The 18344-nt window shown below is 70.7% G+C and carries 13 protein-coding genes and 1 riboswitch; of the genes, 8 read left to right on the top strand and 5 right to left on the bottom strand.

Annotation, left to right across the window (positions count from 1 at the left end):
- Positions 1-5 precede the first annotated feature (5 nt).
- Complete coding sequence (locus R3E98_16740) at positions 6-1889, bottom strand: hypothetical protein (protein MEZ4425045.1); 1884 nt, start codon at positions 1887-1889, stop codon at positions 6-8.
- Between the two features lie 200 nt (positions 1890-2089).
- Between R3E98_16740 and R3E98_16735 the strand changes: the two genes are divergently transcribed.
- The 3 genes from R3E98_16735 (at position 2090) to R3E98_16725 (ending at position 4909) form a co-directional block, all read left to right on the top strand.
- Positions 2090-3835 (top strand): D-aminoacylase, encoded by a 1746-nt coding sequence (locus R3E98_16735; protein ID MEZ4425044.1) that lies wholly within the window; start codon positions 2090-2092, stop codon positions 3833-3835.
- 7 nt (positions 3836-3842) lie between these two features.
- Positions 3843-4271, top strand: a complete 429-nt coding sequence (locus tag R3E98_16730; protein ID MEZ4425043.1) for a hypothetical protein — start codon at positions 3843-3845, stop codon at positions 4269-4271.
- A 140-nt stretch (positions 4272-4411) separates the two neighbouring features.
- The gene (locus R3E98_16725; protein ID MEZ4425042.1) at positions 4412-4909 is read left to right on the top strand and encodes a hypothetical protein; all 498 of its coding nucleotides are present in this window, start codon (positions 4412-4414) and stop codon (positions 4907-4909) included.
- Here the strand turns inward: R3E98_16725 and R3E98_16720 are convergent.
- Genes R3E98_16720 through R3E98_16705 form a run of 4 tightly spaced genes read right to left on the bottom strand, consistent with a single transcriptional unit; the run spans position 4830 to position 7679 of the window.
- Positions 4830-6014: a hypothetical protein gene (locus R3E98_16720; protein MEZ4425041.1), complete on the bottom strand. Its 1185-nt coding sequence runs from the start codon at positions 6012-6014 to the stop codon at positions 4830-4832. The two genes, R3E98_16725 and R3E98_16720, sit on opposite strands and share 80 nt — an antisense overlap.
- Positions 6014-6817 (bottom strand): prepilin-type N-terminal cleavage/methylation domain-containing protein, encoded by an 804-nt coding sequence (locus tag R3E98_16715; protein ID MEZ4425040.1) that lies wholly within the window; start codon positions 6815-6817, stop codon positions 6014-6016. The genes R3E98_16720 and R3E98_16715 overlap by 1 nt, the downstream gene beginning before the upstream one ends.
- On the bottom strand, positions 6814-7221 hold the full coding sequence (locus R3E98_16710; GenBank protein MEZ4425039.1) for a prepilin-type N-terminal cleavage/methylation domain-containing protein: 408 nt from the start codon (positions 7219-7221) through the stop codon (positions 6814-6816). The genes R3E98_16715 and R3E98_16710 overlap by 4 nt, the downstream gene beginning before the upstream one ends.
- The gene (locus tag R3E98_16705; GenBank protein ID MEZ4425038.1) at positions 7218-7679 is read right to left on the bottom strand and encodes a hypothetical protein; all 462 of its coding nucleotides are present in this window, start codon (positions 7677-7679) and stop codon (positions 7218-7220) included. The genes R3E98_16710 and R3E98_16705 overlap by 4 nt, the downstream gene beginning before the upstream one ends.
- Before the next feature lie 906 nt (positions 7680-8585).
- On the opposite strand from R3E98_16705, the gene R3E98_16700 reads away from it, so the two are divergent.
- The 5 genes from R3E98_16700 to R3E98_16680 all read left to right on the top strand — a co-directional run bounded on the left by R3E98_16700 (position 8586) and on the right by R3E98_16680 (position 18296).
- A complete protein-coding gene (locus tag R3E98_16700) occupies positions 8586-9767 on the top strand; it encodes a calcium/sodium antiporter (protein MEZ4425037.1) in 1182 nt (393 codons plus the stop codon).
- Positions 9768-9769: 2 nt separating this feature from the next.
- Positions 9770-9868: riboswitch (TPP riboswitch) on the top strand.
- Complete coding sequence (gene thiC / locus R3E98_16695) at positions 9865-11763, top strand: phosphomethylpyrimidine synthase ThiC (GenBank protein MEZ4425036.1); 1899 nt, start codon at positions 9865-9867, stop codon at positions 11761-11763. It overlaps the preceding riboswitch by 4 nt.
- 617 nt (positions 11764-12380) lie before the next feature.
- A complete protein-coding gene (locus tag R3E98_16690; GenBank protein MEZ4425035.1) occupies positions 12381-13673 on the top strand; it encodes a TolC family protein in 1293 nt (430 codons plus the stop codon).
- The gene (locus R3E98_16685) at positions 13670-15022 is read left to right on the top strand and encodes an efflux RND transporter periplasmic adaptor subunit (GenBank protein ID MEZ4425034.1); all 1353 of its coding nucleotides are present in this window, start codon (positions 13670-13672) and stop codon (positions 15020-15022) included. The genes R3E98_16690 and R3E98_16685 overlap by 4 nt, the downstream gene beginning before the upstream one ends.
- Before the next feature lies 1 nt (position 15023).
- On the top strand, positions 15024-18296 hold the full coding sequence (locus R3E98_16680) for a CusA/CzcA family heavy metal efflux RND transporter (GenBank protein MEZ4425033.1): 3273 nt from the start codon (positions 15024-15026) through the stop codon (positions 18294-18296).
- Positions 18297-18344: the final 48 nt, after the last annotated feature.

The raw sequence follows: 18344 nt of genomic DNA, 5'->3' as shown, positions 1-18344 counted from the left end.
TCGGGTCAGCGTTCGCCGAGCTTCTCGGCGTCCTTCTGGTCCTTGGCCTGCTTGCTGTCCGTGGCGTCCTTCTGCAGGCGCCCGCGCCGCGCGCGTTGCGCGTCCGGCTCCTGGTGGAGCGCGCCCGCGCTGAGGTCAGGTCGCAGCTCCGGACCGATGAAGTGGGCCAGATTGCCGAGCGCAGCCTCCAGGCGCGCGAGGCGCTCCTCGAGTGGGTCCCCCGTCGGGGCGCCGCTGCCCCCGCCCAGCAGAGGGCCCGGTCCCTCACCGGGCTTGTCGAGCGCCTTCTCCTCGATCAGCTCCTTGGGCTCCTTCCACTCCTTGAACTCCTTGCGCTGGTCCTTGAGCTCCTTGCGCTCGGGCTTCTCCAGCTTCTCGGATTTCTCGGGCTTCTCCAACTTCTCCGGCTTCTCCAGCTTCTCGAGCTTCTCCTTGACCGGCTCCTTGAACTCCTTCCACTCCTTGATCTCCCGCTTCTCCGGCTTCTCCTTGAAGGCCTTGAGCTCCCGGGCCGGCGGCTTGGTCGCGGAGGGGCCGAGCAGCCCCAGCGCCTGCTCGAGCGCCTGGAGGCGTGCTTCGAGGTCGGAGCCACGTCCGAACGGACCGCCCGGACCCCCGGGCAGGCCCGGGAACTCGCCCGGCTTGTCCTCCACGATCCCCTTGGGATCGTTCTCGAAGAACTCCTTGGGTCCGCCCTCGAAGATCTCCTTGGGCTCCTTGAACTCCTTGCGGATCTCCTTGATGAGGTCCTTGACGTCCTTGAAGCGGTGCTTCTCCAGGACCTCCTTCAGCTCGTGCTTGCCTTCGAACTTCAGCTCGATCTTCTCGAGCTTCTCGGCCTTCTCGAACTTCTCCAGCTTCTCCTTGGCCTTGGGCACGCACATGCGCACGTTCAACGCCGCCAGCACCGCGGCGATGGGGTTGGCGACCCCGATCACCCCTTCGGGCATGCCCGGGGCCGCGTCGTTCCCGGCGAAGTAGAGACCGACGACCTCGCGGTCTCCGTTGACCACGACGGAGCCGGAGTCGCCGCCCAGCCCGAAGACGCCGTTGGGCTGCGGTGTGCCGCGGATGAGGATCTGGTCGTGCAGGGTGACGTCCCCGATCCCATCGCCGTACGGCACCACGATGGTGGCGTTGACGGATTGGACGACGCCCTGGGTCAGCTCGGTGGTCCGACCGCGCTTGCGCACGTTCATTCCGTTGGTGGCCACGGCGGTGCCGGCCACGTCGCCGATGTCGAGGATCGAGCACCGGTGGGGCCGGCCGTTGATGCGGACCACCGCGCCGTCCACACCGGGATTGCCTCCCGCCGTGGTGCCCGCGATCACGGCGCGCTGCAGCGTGCCGGTGACGTCCGTCGGGCAACTGCCGCCGTCGGGCACACCCGGCTGCGCGATGGTGTCTCCCACGGTCCACCCGTTGTCGAGCGCAGCGACGTGGAAGTTGGTGAGCATCATCGCGTCCCCGCTCGCCACGTCTTCCACGATGCAGCCGAGCGTACCCACGAAGACATAGTTGCCCGCGGTCGGCACCTCGGGCGGCTCGAGATAGAGCGAACGGCAGGGCCCGATGCTCATGCCGCCTTCCAGGGTGGCGTACTGCGTCGCGTCCACCTGCGGCCCGAACTCCGTCAGGCGCTGCATGGCCGGGGTGGGCTTGAACGTGAGCTGGATGACGTCGGTCGGGATGCCCTCCACCTCGGCCGGGATCTTCTGTTTGGCCGAGACGTCCTTCTTCTCGGCGACGTAGACCCGGATGGCGAGCTGTCCGGTATCCTCGCCGCCTTTGATCTTCGTGCCCACGTCCACGCCGGTGACGCCGGGGCGGGCCAGGAGCTCGTCTTCGACCTTCTTCTTGACCGGAACGATGTCGCGGTATGTCGCCATGGGTTCGTCCCTCCAGACGGTGCGGGCGCACGGGATGTTCGGAGGACCGCGGGGGGAGGGGGGAGCGATCGGGGGTCCTCATGCCCACTGGCGCAGAAGACGCTCGGAAGGGGTCACCCGCGGTCCGCAGGGTTGCCGAAGGCCGCCCCGCAGGTCGATAGTGCGGGGACCACGAACCGGACTCCCCAGCCGCCCTTCCGATGAACGCTCCTCTCCGGCGCTTCGCGCTCTTCCCGGTCCTGCTCCTCCTGTCCGCGTGCGCCGCCATGGGCGTGGGCTCCGATCCCGCGCAGACTTCGGCGCCCCGTAGCGGTGGGGGCAGCTACGATCTGGTCATCGAAGGCGGACGGATCGTGGACGGAACGGGAGCTGCCTGGTTCCATGGCGACGTGGCCGTGCGTGGCGATCGGATCGTGCGCGTGGCGCCGCCGGGAATGCTGCGCAACGTGGCGGCGCGCGACCGCATCGACGCCACGGGGCTCGTGGTGGCACCGGGCTTCATCGATATCCAGGGCCAGTCGCGGTCCGCGGTGCTACGGGGCGACGGGCGCCTCGTGAGCAAGGTGACGCAGGGCGTGACCACGGAGATCCTCGGCGAGGGCAGCACCGACGCGCCGGTCAACGAGCGCATCCTCGAGGCGGGGGGCGTCCGCGACAGCGCGGCCGTGGCCCGCCTGCGCCGCTTCGAGGGGCCGCGTGGCTTCGACGCCTGGCTACGCGCCATCGAGGAGCACGGAGTCTCCACCAACGTCGGCTCCTTCGTCGGCGCCAGCACCATCCGGACGTTCGGGCGCGGGCTGGCCATGGGCGCGGCCAGCCAATCCGAGATGGAGGCCATGCAGGAGGCGGTGCGTGATGCCATGCGCGACGGCGCCTTCGGGCTCGCGTCCGCCCTGATCTATCCGCCGGGCAACTTCGCCGGCACCGAAGAGCTCACGCTGCTGGCGCGGGCCATGGCACCGTACGGGGGCCTCTACATCACCCACATGCGCTCCGAGGCGGATCGACTGCTGGAGGCCATCGACGAAGCCATCGAGATCGGCCGACGCGGTGGCGTCCCGGTCGAGATCTACCACCTGAAGGCAGCGGGCCGCCGGAACTGGGGCAAAGCCGCGGCCGCCATCGCGCGGATCGACTCGGCGCGTGCGGCCGGCCTCGACGTCCAGGCGGACATGTACCCGTACGTGGCGGGCGGGACCGGGCTGACCGCCTGCTTTCCGCCGTGGGTCTCGGCGGACGGGCGGCTCCTCCAGAACCTGCGCGACCAGAACGTGCGGGCGCGGATCCGCGAAGAGATCCGGGCCAACGACGGCAGCTGGGAGAACCTCTGCGAGCTGGCGACGCCGGAAGGCGTCCTGCTCCTCGGCTTCGAGCGCGAGGGCAACCGCGGCCTGGTCGGGCGCCGGCTCGCGGAGGTGGCGACGATGATGGGCAGCGACTGGATCGACACCGCCATGGATCTCGTGCTGTCCGAGGAGCAGAGGATCGGCACGATCTTCTTCATGATGGACGAAGACAACGTGCGTCTGCAGCTGCAGCAGCCGTGGATCAAGTTCGGGACCGACGCGAGCGGCGTCGATCCCGACGCGGCCGATGGCCTGGTGCATCCGCGGGCCTATGGGACCTTCACGCGGATCCTGGGCCGCTACGTGCGCGACGAAGGCGTCCTGCCGCTCGAGGACGCGGTGCGCAAGATGTCGTCCGCCGTGGCCACGCGGCTCCGGATCCGCGACCGGGGGCTGCTGACGGAGGGGTTCTTCGCCGACATCGTGGTGTTCGATCCCGAGACCGTGTCGGATCGTGCCACCTACGAGGATCCCCATCAGCTTTCGACGGGCATCCTGCACGTGCTCGTCAACGGCGTCCCGGTGGTGCGCGACGGCAGCCACACGGGAGCCACGCCGGGACGGGCCCTGCGTGGGCCCGGCTGGACCGGACGCCGGTAGCGGATCCGTGCCCCAGCGTGACTACATCCTGCGTCTCATCGAGCAGATGGGACGGGCGCTGGCGGAGCTGCGTCGGCGGATCCTGGAAGGGCCGGTCGACCCCGCCGAGGTACGCGCGGAGCTGGATCGCGCCCTGCAGGGCGTGGGCCTGGACGCCGACCTGGCGCTCCGGGCCTCTCCGGAGACGCTGGAGCTGATGATCCTCGGCGGCGGCGAGGTCGATCCGACCCGCGCCTGGGTGTTGGCGGAGGCGCTCTACATCCAGGGTCTCGGCGCGGACGCCGCCGGAGATCCGGACACCGCGCACGGTGCCTGGATCCGGGCGCTTCGCCTGTACGAGCTGATCCTGCCGTCTGCGACGTTCTACGGCCTCGACGAAGCGGAGGAGCGGCGCACCGACGTGCTGGCGCGGCTGCAGGCCCTGGACACCGGCTGACGTCGGGCGCGCGATCCGCAAGGGCGCGCTCTGCAGTGGCACGGGTCCATCACGGCGCCCGCCTTGCAACGGCGCCAGGTGGCGACCGACTCCCGCGGGCGTAGCCGCGCTGCGACGGACCGGTCCAGCCCACCGGTGCCATGGATCTCCTGCGTGCGATGTTCCGCTGGTACGTCCTCGAAGTCGCGGCCGCCTTCGCGGTCGTGGCCATCTTCCTGGCGTCGCCCCTGGAGCGGCTCATCTGGGCGGGCTTCGCGCTGCTTCTCGGCGTGATCCTGGTGCACAAGCACGGCGGGGACGGCGCAGGTGCACGGGCGCTCCGGGCGCTGTTCGGCCTGGGCGCGCTCGGGCTGGGGCTGGCGGGGTTGGCGATCCTGGGGTTCGGCGTGATGGTCTTCGCCGCCGGAAGCTTCGGGATCCTCGCGGGGATGGTGCTGGTGCCGCTCGGCATCACCGTCAGCGGGCTCGGCTGGGTCACGCTGGTCGCGATGCGCAGCCGACCGGGCCCCGGTGGGATCGAGCTGCGGATGAACCGGATGGCGAGCCGGGTGGTGCGGCTCAGCTCGCCGGTAGCGCCGAAAGATCCACCCACGCCCGCTGCGACAGTGGACGCGCGCGATCGAGCTCCGTCGCGTTGAGCAGCGCGCGCTCCACGGCGCAGCTCGAGTAGTCGACACCCGACCGCCCGAGCGTGCTCGTCTGCTCGATGTCCACGTTGTTGGCCATCACGGCGCCGTAGATGCGGTTGTCGGCACCCTCCGCGTCGTACGCACCCTGCGCGATCACCAGGCCGTTGAAGAGCACGTCCCCACGGACGACCAGGTCTCCCTCCACCAGCAGGATGCCCTGTCCCCGGGTCCCCGACTGCAGCGTGGCGTCTCCGGCGATATAGACGACGGGGAAGTACCCACCGCAGGGCGCGCCCGGATTCTCGGGATCGCCCCAGTTCTGTGTGTGTCCGTAGTCGCAGCCCCCGACCGGGTCGAGCTGGGCCCCGAACCGGGCGAGGGATCCGCCCCCGTACACCTTGGACGCCAGCGACACCAGCTCCGGCCAATCCATGTCCCCGAACTGGGTGAAGGTGTGCTGTCCGAGCGTCGGATCCTCGAGGAGCGGTGGGGCTCCGGTCAGCTGGCTCTGACCGCCGTTCGACACCGTGGTCGTGTCCTGCATGAGGACCCCGCCGCGGTTCGCGAGCGTGCCGCTGCAGACCCCCCCCCACCCGGGAGGGATCTGATCCTCCCCGTGCACCTCCGCCTGCCCTTGCACGGACACGTTCACGGTGGTCGTGACCGCCGCCCGCGGGTCCAGGCGAGGCAGGCTCATGCGCGCGGCCATCCCGATCCGGCGCTGGGCGCCCGTGTACAACACGCCGCCGTCGGTCACCGTGCCCGTGGCGTCCAGGTAGAAGATGCGTTCGCTGCCCCGTGTGAGCGTCACCGACCAGATGCCGGCGGAGGTCGTGTCCGCGAACTGCGCCGTGCCCCAGACCGGCAGGGCGGACGCCGAGGCGTTGCTCCACCCGCCCAGGACCTCGGTGAGTCCCTGCTCGGCCAGGTAGAGTGCCTTCGCGGCCCGCTCCCCCGAGGCCCCGATCCGCGATTCCTGCTGCACGGAGAAGAAGCCGGCCGTGGTGACGATGGTCAGGATCACGATCGCCAGTAGCGCGGCCGGCAGCACGAAGCCGCGCCGGTCCGAGCGATCGCGGGGCGCGCAGGCGGGAACGGCGGCGGTCATCGGCATCAGTTGCGCGAGAAGACGGTGGCCACGAGCGAGTCCACGAGCGGCGCGCCCGCGGCCGTGATGGCCGGGGACGCGGCGCGGACCAGCACATCGATGCGGTGCACGGCGGATGGCGTCAGCGCCGGATTGCCGAGCGCGTCGTAGTAGTCGAGCCGCAGGGCGGGGCCGGCCGTGGCGTCGAGGGGACCCACGAGCGGCGTGAAGCTGGTCCCCGGCGTCCAGGTGCCCAGGTAGGTGTGCCCGCCATAGAGCCCCAGCCCATAGGAGCGCCACTCGAACGCCCGGACCAGACCGCCGGAGCGGACCGAATCGGCGGCGAAGGCCGGACCCGCGCCGGGGAGGTCGATCCGCTGCGCGACCGCGCCGTTGCAGACCCCGAGCGTGTCCACGGGGCCGGCGCGAGCGGCGATCCAGGCATCGTCGGCGGCGACGTCGCGATCGCCGTCCGCGAAGACGAACAGCGAGTCGCCCGGCCGGAACGGCGCACCCACCGGGAGGGCCGTGAGGACGGGCGTGCCCCCGTAGGTGACATCGCAGATCAGCCCGGCCGTGCGCATGACCCGCACCGTGATGGAGTCGTCGTCCATGGAGACCACGTCTCCGCCACCCGGGCTGAGGGAGCGCAGCTCGGTGAGCAGCACGTCGAGTCCTGCGCGCGCCGACTGCTGCGTCTCCACCTGGCTGCTCTGGAGCGTGAAGGCGTGGCGCTGCGCGGCCAGCGTGCCGTACACGCCGACGAGCAGCAGCCCGCCCACCGCCGACACCACGAGGAGCTCGACGAGGGAGAAGCCGGATCGGTTCACGGCTTGAGCACCGGGTAGTCGAGGGTGTCGGCACGGGCCGGATCCACGAACGCGCCCTGCGGCCCGTACGCGAGCCCCGGGCCGACCGTGATCACGCGCACCTGCTTCACATACCGGCCGGTCGGCGCCACCGACCAGCTGACCTTGTACGGACCCGCGGCCTGCGAGCCCGCCGTCAGGGAATCGAAGTCGAACGACCGGACCCGCTCCACCGCGGCGACCACGGCCGCGGTCCGTTCCGTCCGGAGCTGGGCCAGCGTGGTCTGCCGCTGCAGCCCCACCGTCATCGCGGCCAGTCCCAGCGTGCCGAACGAGAAGAGCACGAGGCCCACCATGAGCTCCAGTAGCGTGAAGCCCGCCTGGGAGCCGCCGCGATCCGGGGATGCGGTGCCGTGCGCCCTCATGTCCCGATGATCTGACCGAGCGGGAGCACCTGCAGGGCGCTGCTCGCAGCGCCCCGCTGGAAGCGGATCGTCATCACCGTGCCGGTCCCGCAGGTGGGATCGGCGGTTCCGCGAGGCGTCATGCACAGATCCACGCTGCCCGCGGTCTGCACGTCGACGCCCAGCTCGTGATCGAACCGGAATCCCTCGACGACCTGGTTGCCGCGCTCGATCCAGACGCTGTCGCCGCCCGCGTCCAGGTGGAGCACGGCATTCTCGCCCCGCTCGATGGCCTGGGAGCGGGCCCGGGCCAACATGCCGCGGAAGGCCTGATCGGCCGATTGGACGGCCACGTTCTCGCGCACGGGCGTCGAGGCGCGGACGGAGAGGGAGACGAGCACGACGCCGATGGAGAGGGCCGTCAGCGTCTCGAGGACGCTGAAGCCACGTCGGCCGAACGAACCACGTTCCTGAAGCATAAGACCCTGGAAGTTGACCCTGGTCCCGTGGGGGGGCCGGGGGAATCCGGGTGTGGAGTGCGAGCGACCGATGTGGACCGACCGCCTCGGGCGGTTCGGGCATCCTGCCACATCCGTGCCGCGATCTGCCAGGGTGCGCGGCGTCCAGAACGGGAGAGGCGGTCGGCGGTGCCGATCGCGCAACCTCCTGGTGGAGTGCGGGTTACGCCATCGGGTCCACGGGCCGCCCGGTCCGCCCGGCGGACGCCCTCCCCTCGCGCCCGTCACGAAGTGCCGGTGGGCAGGGGCGCGCGGGCGCTGTCGTGCCAGGACCACACGACGCGCAAGGCGCGTCCGCCTCGGCCCCGTCCCGCCGCCTCCACCGCCGGGCGGGCGGGGCTGGCGCGTGCCAAGCGGCGCCGCCGGGCGAGCCGGACGCACGGCAACCAATCCGGCCGCCGGCGTATCCAAGGAAGTGACGGTGCAGATGGGGCCCGGGACGAGGTTGGGTCGAGTCACTCGTGGGCCTGAAACCGGACGCACACGTCGAACGTAGGAACCGGGTGCATCGTCGGGTCATCCGAGGCGGACGAAGGACGGACGCCCCGGGTGGGACTGGAACCGATGCGAGGGGCGGGGAGGAGGATGATGAAGACTGAAGACCGAATCCGGTACCTGCTTCGAGCGGCCGGCCGTGCCGAGGGTGAAGGAAACATTCGTGCGGCGAATGCTCTTCGGCGGATGGCCCGCGATGTACTCCCTCTCGATGCAGGTCCGCTCGATGCCTGAGTGACCGGTCGCCTGCCGGGCGGTGACGTCCGCGCAGGAGCAGAGGTTTCGAAGGCCCCGGCATCCGCCGGGGCCTTCGTCGCATCCAGCCCGCGCGTTCCGAGGAATCCCCGTGCGACAGCGGGGTACAGGCGCGCCATGGGAATGGCGTTCGCGATGGTGGGCCTGGGTCTCGTGGTCCTGGTCCTCGGTGCCGAGGTGCTGGTTCGGGGGGCGAGCCGTCTGGCGGCCCGCTTCGGGGTCACGCCGCTGGTCATCGGTCTGACCGTGGTCGCCTTCGGCACCAGCGCACCCGAGCTGGCCGTGAACCTCCAGGCGGCGTTCGCGGGCCAGGGGTCGGTCGGTCTGGGCAACGTGCTGGGGAGCAACGTCTTCAACACCCTCCTCATCCTCGGGCTGGCCGCGACCTTCGCCCCGCTGCGGGTGCAGGCCAGCCTGGTCCGCTTCGAGGTGCCGCTCGTGCTGGTGGCGTCCGTCGGCGCCTACACGCTCGCGATCGACCACGTCGTCTCCCGCGCCGACGGCATCCTGCTGCTGCTGGGGATGGTCGGATACTCCCTGTTCATGCTGGGATCCACGGAGGAGGAGGCCGGCACGACCGCCGCGGTGGAAGGGACCGGCGAGGAGAGGGAGAGCGGAGCCGGCGAAGCTGCCCGGCCGATACCGGGGCACGTCCCCGCGGCCGCCGTGGACCCGGCGGCCTCCTCCGCCCGCGCGCCGGGCGCTCCCATGCGGGTCTCGGTGCTCCTGGTCCTGGGCGGGTTGGTGCTCCTGGTCGGCGGCTCCCGGGCACTCGTGTGGGGGGCCGTCCGCATCGCCGAGAGCTGGGGCGTCTCCCCGCTGCTGATCGGCCTGACCATCGTCGCCGGCGGCACCTCGCTGCCGGAGCTCGCCACGTCGGTCGTCGCCAGCCTGCGCGGCCAGATCGACATCGCCGTCGGCAACGTGCTCGGAAGCAACCTGTTCAACCTGCTGTTCGTGCTCGGAGGCACGGCGACGATCCAGTCCGGCGGCATCGACGTGCCGGATCCCGTCCTCGCCTTCGACTTCCCGGTGCTGCTGGGCGTGGCCGTGGCCTGCTTCCCGATCTTCCTCACCCGGCTCGAGATCTCACGCCGGGAGGGCGTGGTCTTCGTGCTGTACTACGGCGTCTACCTGCTGTATCTGATCCTCGACGCCACCGGACACGCCCTCTTCGGCGGCTACCGGGCCGCGCTGCTGTTCTTCGTGCTTCCCCTCACGGCCCTGATCCTGGCCCTCACCTCCCTGGGCGCGTGGCGCGAGCGGCGTGCGGCTGACGCGAAGGCGTCGTCCCCTTAGGTTGGACCTGCTGGGGGTGCCTCGGATCCACCGGGGCTGAGATCACACCCTTCGAACCTGAACCGGCTCGCACCGGCGTAGGGAAGCGAGGCTCCGCATGTCGCGCGACACCCACGTTCTCGACCACGTCACCGCGCTCAACGAAGAGGTGACGCGTCCTTTTCCCCGCTCCCGCAAGATCCACGTCCCGGGCAGTCGTCCGGATCTCCTCGTGGCCATGCGCGAGGTGGAGCTGGACCCGACCCCGTCCTCCTTCGGCGCCGAGGAGAACCCGCCGGTCACGCTCTACGACACCTCGGGCCCCTACACCGACCCGGACGCCGCCATCGATCTGACCCGGGGGCTTCCCGCGCTGCGCCAGGGATGGATCGAAGAGCGCGCGGACACGGAGACGCTGGACGGACCCACGAGTCGCTACGGGCAGGAGCGGGGGAGCGATCCGGACCTGCGTCACCTCCACTTCCAGCTGCGGCGGACGCCCCGCCGCGCTCGTGCGGGCCGGCGCGTCACACAGATGCACTACGCACGCGCCGGTGTGGTCACGCCGGAGATGGAGTATGTGGCCGTGCGGGAGAGCCAGCGGATCGCGGAGCTGCGCGAGCGGGTGGCCGCCACGGAGTCGGGGGCGCGCCTGGTCGCGCAGCATCCGGGCCAGCCCTTCGGCGCCCGCGTGCCGGACGTGATCACACCCGAGTTCGTGCGGGACGAGATCGCCCGCGGCCGGGCCATCCTCCCGGCGAACGTGAACCACCCGGAGCTGGAGCCGATGATCATCGGCCGCAACTTCAAGGTGAAGATCAACGCGAACATCGGGAACTCCGCCGTCACCTCCTCGATCGCCGAGGAGGTGGAGAAGATGGTGTGGGCCACGCGCTGGGGCGCCGACACCCTGATGGACCTGTCCACGGGGAAGAACATCCACGAGACCCGGGAGTGGATCCTGCGCAACTGCCCCGTGCCCGTCGGTACCGTGCCCATCTATCAAGCGCTGGAGAAGGTGGGCGGCGTGCCCGAGGAGCTCACCTGGGAGATCTTCCGCGACACGCTGATCGAGCAGGCCGAGCAGGGTGTGGACTACTTCACGATCCATGCGGGCGTGCTGCTGCGCTACGTGCCGCTCACGGCCGTGCGCACCACCGGCATCGTCTCGCGCGGCGGTTCGATCATCGCCAAGTGGTGTCTGGCCCACCACCGCGAGAACTTCCTGTACACGCACTGGGACGACATCTGCGAGATCATGGCGGCCTACGACGTGTCCTTCTCGATCGGCGACGGGCTCCGACCCGGCTCGATCGCGGACGCCAACGACGAGGCCCAGTTCGCGGAGCTGAAGACCCAGGGTGAGCTGACCCGACGCGCATGGGCGTTCGACGTGCAGGTCATGAACGAAGGCCCGGGACACGTGCCCATGCACATGATCCAGGAGAACATGGCCAAGCAGCTCGAATGGTGTGACGAAGCGCCCTTCTACACGCTGGGGCCCTTGACCACGGACATCGCGCCCGGGTACGACCACATCACGTCGGGGATCGGAGCCGCCATGATCGGGTGGTACGGCACGGCCATGCTGTGCTATGTCACCCCGAAGGAGCACCTGGGGCTGCCCGACAAGCACGACGTCCGGGAAGGCATCGTGACGTACCGCATCGCGGCCCACGCGGCCGACCTGGCCAAGGGGCATCCCGGCGCGCAGATCCGCGACAACGCCCTGTCCAAGGCACGCTTCGAGTTCCGCTGGAACGACCAGTTCAACCTCGCGCTGGATCCCGAGCGTGCCCGCGAGTTCCACGACCAGACGCTGCCCAAGGAATCCTCCAAGGTGGCGCACTTCTGTTCGATGTGCGGGCCCAAGTTCTGCTCGATGCGCATCACGCAGGACGTGCGCGACTACGCGCGGGCCAAGGGGCTGGAGACGGTGCACGCCATCGAGGCGGGTCTGGACGAGAAGGCGCGCGAGTTCGTGGAGTCGGGCGCGGAGATCTACCGGGACGTCTGAGGCGGGCGGCCGGGAGGTCCCTTACCTGCCGCCTTCGAGGTCGCGGATCAGCGCTTCCATCTCCGCGCCCACCCCGCTACGCTTCCCCCATGGACCGGTCCCTTCGTCGCGCGCTGGCGATCCTCGCGGTCGGCACCCTCCTCGTGCCCGTCTGGGCGGGAGTGTGGTTCGGCCGTATGTGCGACGCCATGCCGTCGACGTCCATGACGGCCACGTCGGTGCCGGCGTCGGAGACCCACCAGGGTCACGCCTCCGCCGCGGATTCCCCGGCGGCCGCCGACCACGAGTCGGATCATGGCGAAAGGGCCGCCTGTCCCTTCGGCGCCGGGGCTCCCGGCAGCGGGTGTACGCTGCCTCCGGTCCTCCCGGCACCCGAGATGCGCCTGCCGATGCAGCTCGCCCACGCGGAGGCTCGGGCTCCCGAGCCGGCTCCCGCCCTGCCCGCGTTGGACCCCCACCCCCTGTTCCGCCCGCCTCGAGCCTGAGTGCACGTCCGGACGCCACCCGCGTCCGGCCCCACGTCCAGCGAATTCCGGATCCCGGGGCGCTCCGCGTCCTGATCTGATCCGCCCGTGCGCGCCGCGCGCGGGAGGGCACGTGCACGACGGAGACATTCCATGAAGGTGCTGACGACGTTGGCCGTCACGCTCCCGCTCCTGGCGCTTCCCGCGCGGAGTGAGGCGCAGACGGCCCCGATCCTGACGCTCGCGGAGGCGCTGCGGGCCGCCGAGCGCTCCAACCCCGAGCTCGCGGCGGTACGTGCCCTCGCGGAGGCCACGGCTGCGCGGGTGCCGGGCGCCGGTCGGCCGCCCGACCCGGTCGTGCAGGTGGGCGTGATGAACCTCGCGCTGCCGGAGCTGAGTGCCTCGATGCCCGCGTCGATGGCGCCCTCCGTCCAGGCCATGCAGATGCTGCCCGTGCCGGGCACGCTCGGTCGGGCCGAGCGCATGGCCGATCAGACCCGGCGGATGGCGGACGCCCGGGTGGAGGAGCGCGCCTGGGAGATCCGCGCGGCGGTGGCCGCCGAGTTCTTCACGGTCTACCGGATCGATGGCGAGCTCGAGGTGGTGGCGCGCAACGCGCGCCTGGTCGCCGATCTCCGCGAGGTGGCGCAGGCGCGGTACGCGAGCGGGGAGGGTCCACAGGCCGACGTGCTGCGCGCCGGCGTGGAGGTGGCCCGTCTGGACATGGAGATCCGTCGGCTGGAGTCGCTTCGCAGCGCGGCCGTGGCGCGGCTCAACGCGCGTATGGGCCAGAGCGCGCAGTCGGAGATCCCCGCCGTCGAGCTTCCGGCGCTGCCGGCCTCGACGCCCACCGCGGAGGTCTTGAGCGGCTGGGCGGAGGAGGTCCGGCCCGCCCTGGACGAGGCACGCACCGCCGTGGCGCGGGCCCGGACCGGGGTGGAGCAGGCCCGGAGCGCGCTGTGGCCGGACGCCACCATCGGCGTGCAGTACGGGCGGCGCCCCACGTCGTCCGGCGGCGAGCACATGGTGGGCGCCATGGTCGGATTCACGATTCCGGTCTTCGCGCGCAGCCGTCAGTTGAAGGGTCGGGACGAGGCGCGCGCCCTCGCCGCCGAAGCGGAGGCGGTGTTGCAGCGGACCCGTGTGGACGTCGCTGCCGCCATCATCGAGGGCCTGGCCGACCTGGAACGCGCTCGCGCGCTCCTGACGCTCTATCGCTCCGAGGTGGTGCCGTTGGCGGAGGCCAACGCCGCGAGCGCCCTCGCCTCCTACCGCGCGGGCGCGGTCGACTTCATGACCGTCCTGGAAGCGCGCCTCGGCCAGAACGAGCACGAGCGCAACATCCCCGCCCTGATCGCAGACTATGGCCGCGCGCTGACCCGCCTGGAGGCGACGGTCGGCCGGCCGATGCCCTTGGGCGAGACGCTCGCCCGGGAGGAACGATGAACAGCCGCTCGCAGATCGCACTCGCCTCGGCGCTGGTGATCGTGGCCTCCGCGATCACCTGGCTCGTGCTGCGCGGCGGCGCCGACGCTCCGGAGGCCGTGGGCACGATGGAAGGCCACGATCACGCCGCCATGATGGCTGCAGGCGGAGACGAGGCGCGTCCGGTCCGGCTCGATCCGGAAGCGGCCCGCCGCATCGGAGTCGCGTTCGCCACGGTGGTTCGTGAACCCCTCGACCGGTCGGTGCGCACCGTCGGCACGGTCATGTGGGACGAAACCCGACTGGTGGATGTCACCCCGAAGGTCGAGGGCTGGGTGGAGCGCCTGCATGTCGACTTCACGGGCGCGCCCGTGCGTCAGGGGGAACCGCTCGTCGATTTGTACAGCCCGGAGCTCGTGGCCGCACAGGAGGAGTTGATCCTGGCGCGCAAGCTGCTCGACGGCCTGTCGCCGGATCAGGGCAGGGCGTACGAGAACGCGCGCACCCTGCTGGATGCCGCGCGCCGCCGCCTCGGCTTCTGGGACGTCTCGGACGCCGAGATCGAGCGCATCGAGCAGGCCGGCACACCGTCACGCACGGTGACGCTGCGCGCGCCCGCGTCGGGCATCGTGTTCGAGAAGCCGGTGGTCGAGGGTGCGCGCGTGCTGCCCGGGATGGCCATGTTCCGCATCGGCGACCTGCGGCAGGTCTGGGTGGAAGGCGACGTCTACGAGAAGGATCTCTCGCTCGTGCACGAGGGACAGCATGCCGAGGTGACCGTCGAGGCCTATGCCGGGGATTCCTTCCATGGCCGGGTGGCATACGTCCACCCGACCGTGTCGGTGACGTCGCGCACGGGACGGGTGCGGATCGAGCTGGACAACCCCGATCTGCGCCTGAAGCCCGGGATGTACGCGTCCCTCACGCTGGAGGCAGCCCCGGCGCGCGCCGCGTTGCTGGTGCCGCGCGACGCGGTGCACTTCACCGGGGAGCGTGCGCTCGTCTTCGTCCAGGGCGAGGGCGGCGTGCTCGAGCCGCGCGAGGTGACGACGGGGATCGCCGTCGATCGTCAGATCGAAGTGCTCGCCGGGTTGTCGGAGGGCGAGACCGTCGTCGCCTCCGCCAACTTCCTCATCGACGCCGAGTCCAACATGGGCAGCGCCATGGGCGGGATGCCTGGGATGGACATGGGCGGCGGTGCCTCCGAGCCCCCGGCGGCTCCTGAAGGCATGGACCACGCGCAGCACGTCATGCCGGCCCCGCCCGACACCGGCGACACCGCCGCACCGCCGGGGACGGATCATTCGCAGCACGTCGTGCCGGCGGCGCCGGATACGGGCGTCCACCGCCACGACGGTCCGGGGGAGTGAGATGCTGAACCGGCTGATCGAATGGTCGGTGGCGAACCGCTTCCTGGTGCTCGCCCTCACGGTCTTCACGGTGGGGGCCGGACTCGTGGCCGTCCGGCGCACGCCGCTCGAGGCGTTGCCCGACCTGTCGGACGTGCAGGTGATCGTCCAGACCGAGTTCGAGGGCCAGGCGCCGCAGATCGTCGAGGACCAGGTCACGTATCCGCTGGCCTCGGAGCTGTTGCGCGTGCCGGGCGCGAGCACAGTGCGCGGATACTCGTTCTTCGGCGTGTCGTTCGTGTACGTGATCTTCGAGGACGGGACGGACCTGTACTGGGCCCGCAGCCGGGTGCTCGAAGTCCTCTCCACCGTGCGCGACCGCCTGCCCGAGTCGGCCCAGGCCACGCTGGGTCCGGACGCCACCGGGCTGGGCTGGGTCTTCCAGTACGTGCTGGAGGACCAATCCGGCACGCGTTCCCTCGCCGACCTGCGCTCGCTGCAGGACTGGTACCTCCGCTACCAGCTCACCGCCGTGGAAGGTGTGAGCGAGGTCGCGAGCGTGGGCGGGTTCGAGAAGGCCTACGAGGTGACCGTGGAGCCGGAGAAGCTGCGGGCCTACGGGGTTCCGGTGACGCGGGTCATGGCCGCGATCCAGGCGTCGAACCGGGACGCCGGCGCCATGATGATGGAGTTGAGCGAGCGCGAGACCATGGTGCGCGGTCTCGGCTATCTGCGGGGCGCCGGCGACATCGAGGACGTGGTGGTGGGCGCGACCGGATCGGGCACGCCCATCCGGGTGGCGGACGTCGCCCGTGTGCAGCTCGCCCCCGAGGTACGGCGCGGGATCGCCGACCTGGATGGTCGCGGCGAGGTCGTGGGCGGGATCGTGGTGATGCGCTTCGGGGAGAACGCGCTCGCCACCATCGACCGGGTGAAGGCCCGGCTGGCCGACATCGCCTCCGGGCTGCCGGAGGGGGTCGTGCTGCGGCCCGTCTACGACCGCAGTACGCTCATCGAAGCGGCTGTGGCCAACCTTCGCTCCAAGCTGGTGGAGGAGTCCATCGTCGTGGCGCTCGTCACGATGCTGTTCCTGCTGCACGCGCGGTCGGCGCTGGTCGCCATCTTGACCATTCCCGTCGGAGTGCTCATGGCGTTCATCGTCATGCGCGTCCTGGGGATCGGCGCGGACATCATGAGCCTGGGCGGCATCGCCATCGCCATCGGTGCCATGATCGACGCGGCCATCGTCATGGTCGAGAACATGCACAAGCACCTGGAGCGCGCGCTGGCCGGGCGTCCGGGCTCGCGGCCCGGGCACCTCGACACGTCGGCGCTGTCCGCGGCGGAGCGATGGGCGATCGTGGTGCAGGCCTCCAAGGAGGTCGGACCGGCGTTGTTCTTCTCGCTCCTCATCATCACGGTCAGCTTCCTGCCGGTCTTCACGCTCGAAGCGCAGGAGGGGCGGCTGTTCACCCCGCTCGCGTGGACCAAGACCCTGACCATGGGCGCGGCCGCGCTGCTCTCCGTCACGCTGGTGCCGGTCACGATGGGGCTCTTCGTGCGGGGCCGGATCCGGACCGAGGCCTCGAACCCGCTCGCGCGCGTGCTCATGGCGCTCTATCGGCCCGTGATCCGCGCCGTGCTGCGCTGGCGTCTGCCGATCATCGGCGCGGCCCTCGCCTCCCTCATCCTGACGTTGATCCCGCTGCAGCGCATCGGCAGCGAGTTCATGCCGCCGTTGAACGAGGGCACGCTCCTCTACATGCCCACCACGCTGCCCGGCATCGGCGTGAGCAAGGCGCGCGAGCTGCTGCAACGACAGGACAGCCTCCTGGCCACGGTGCCCGAGGTCGCCAGCGTGTTCGGCAAGGCCGGCCGGGCCGGCACGGCCACCGATCCCGCCGGGCTGGACATGTTCGAGACCACGATCGTCCTGCGGCCCGAGGAGGAGTGGCGAGCCGGCATGACCATGGAAGGCCTCGTCGCCGAGATGGATTCCCTCATGGCCTTCCCCGGGATGAGCAACTCCTGGACGATGCCGATCCGCGGCCGTATCGACATGCTGGCCACGGGGATCCGCACACCCGTGGGCGTGAAGATCTTCGGACCGGATCTCGGCGAGCTGGAGCGTCTGGGACGGGAGATCGAGAATGCGGTGGGCATGGTGCCGGGAACGCGCAGCGTCTTCGCGGAGCGGGCCGTCAGTGGCTACTACCTCGACATCGAGATCGATCGCGAAGCGGCGGCCCGCTATGGCCTCACCGTGGAGAGCATCCAGGGCGTCATCGGGAGCGCGATCGGGGGGATGACCATCACGCGCACGGTGGAGGGACGCGAACGCTACGGCGTGCGCCTGCGCTACCCACACGAACTGCGTGACCAGCCCGAGAAGCTGGCGGAGGTCCTGCTCCCGGTGGCCCAGGGACGCCCGTCCGATCTGGGGCGCACCATGCCGGGGATGTCCGAGCGTGTCCCCGCGAGCACGGCGCAGGTACCGCTGGGCGCGGTGGCCACGATCCGCCAGGTGAGCGGCCCCATGGCCATCAAGACCGAGAACGCCTTTCCCACCTCGTGGGTCTACGTCGACGTCGAGGGCCGCGACATCGGGGGCTACGTGCGCGAGGCGCAGGACATGGTATCCGCCATGGTGACGCTGCCAGAGGGCTATTCGCTCCAGTGGAGCGGGCAGTTCGAGTATATGGAGCGGGCGCGCGAGACGCTGTTGCTGGTGGTGCCGGCCACCCTCCTGATCATCTTCCTGCTGCTGTACCTGAGCTTCCGCAGCGTGGGCGAGAGCCTGATCGTGATGGGCAGCCTGCCCTTCGCGTTGGTCGGTGGCGTGCTGTTCATGGCGCTGCTGGGCTACAACTGGTCGGTGGCCACCGTGATCGGCTTCATCGCCCTCGCGGGCGTGGCCGCGGAGACCGGCGTGGTGATGCTCGTCTACCTCGATCATGCCTGGGATGCTCGGCGCCTCGCCGGGCGGGTCACGCCCGCGGCCCTGCATGACGCGGTCATCGAGGGCGCGGTCGACCGGGTGCGGCCCAAGCTGATGACCGTCCTGACGGTGATCCTGGGACTGCTGCCCATCCTCTGGGGGCACGGCACCGGTGCGAGCGTGATGAAGCGCATCGCGGCGCCGATGGTGGGCGGCATGCTCAGCAGCACGCTGCTGACGCTCGTCGTCATCCCCGCGGTCTACTCGCTGTGGCGTGAGCGGCAGCTCCCGCGCCCGCTCGGCTCGCCGGTGGGCGTCAGCGCCGAGCCGGCCTGGGCGGCGCCCGATGGACCCTGATGCAAAGCCCGAGGCCTTCCGGCGTACCTCTGGGACGATGGGACTTCC

Source organism: Gemmatimonadota bacterium, from assembly GCA_041390125.1.
Classification (GTDB): domain Bacteria; phylum Gemmatimonadota; class Gemmatimonadetes; order Longimicrobiales; family Gaopeijiaceae; genus JAGQIF01.
Note: the sequence above shows the minus strand (reverse complement) of the source record. Positions and strands in the feature narration are given on the sequence as shown.

What these genes read in the sequence shown, in the direction of transcription:
- R3E98_16700 (MEZ4425037.1), top strand. Translation starts at nt 8,586, where the DNA reads ATGGGAATGGCGTTCGCGATGGTGGGCCTGGGTCTCGTGGTCCTGGTC.
- R3E98_16735 (MEZ4425044.1), top strand. Translation starts at nt 2,090, where the DNA reads ATGAACGCTCCTCTCCGGCGCTTCGCGCTCTTCCCGGTCCTGCTCCTC.
- R3E98_16740 (MEZ4425045.1), bottom strand. Translation starts at nt 1,889, where the DNA reads ATGGCGACATACCGCGACATCGTTCCGGTCAAGAAGAAGGTCGAAGAC.
- R3E98_16685 (MEZ4425034.1), top strand. Translation starts at nt 13,670, where the DNA reads ATGAACAGCCGCTCGCAGATCGCACTCGCCTCGGCGCTGGTGATCGTG.
- thiC (MEZ4425036.1), top strand. Translation starts at nt 9,865, where the DNA reads ATGTCGCGCGACACCCACGTTCTCGACCACGTCACCGCGCTCAACGAA.
- R3E98_16680 (MEZ4425033.1), top strand. Translation starts at nt 15,024, where the DNA reads ATGCTGAACCGGCTGATCGAATGGTCGGTGGCGAACCGCTTCCTGGTG.
- R3E98_16710 (MEZ4425039.1), bottom strand. Translation starts at nt 7,221, where the DNA reads ATGAGGGCGCACGGCACCGCATCCCCGGATCGCGGCGGCTCCCAGGCG.
- R3E98_16720 (MEZ4425041.1), bottom strand. Translation starts at nt 6,014, where the DNA reads ATGCCGATGACCGCCGCCGTTCCCGCCTGCGCGCCCCGCGATCGCTCG.
- R3E98_16705 (MEZ4425038.1), bottom strand. Translation starts at nt 7,679, where the DNA reads ATGCTTCAGGAACGTGGTTCGTTCGGCCGACGTGGCTTCAGCGTCCTC.
- R3E98_16725 (MEZ4425042.1), top strand. Translation starts at nt 4,412, where the DNA reads ATGGATCTCCTGCGTGCGATGTTCCGCTGGTACGTCCTCGAAGTCGCG.
- R3E98_16690 (MEZ4425035.1), top strand. Translation starts at nt 12,381, where the DNA reads ATGAAGGTGCTGACGACGTTGGCCGTCACGCTCCCGCTCCTGGCGCTT.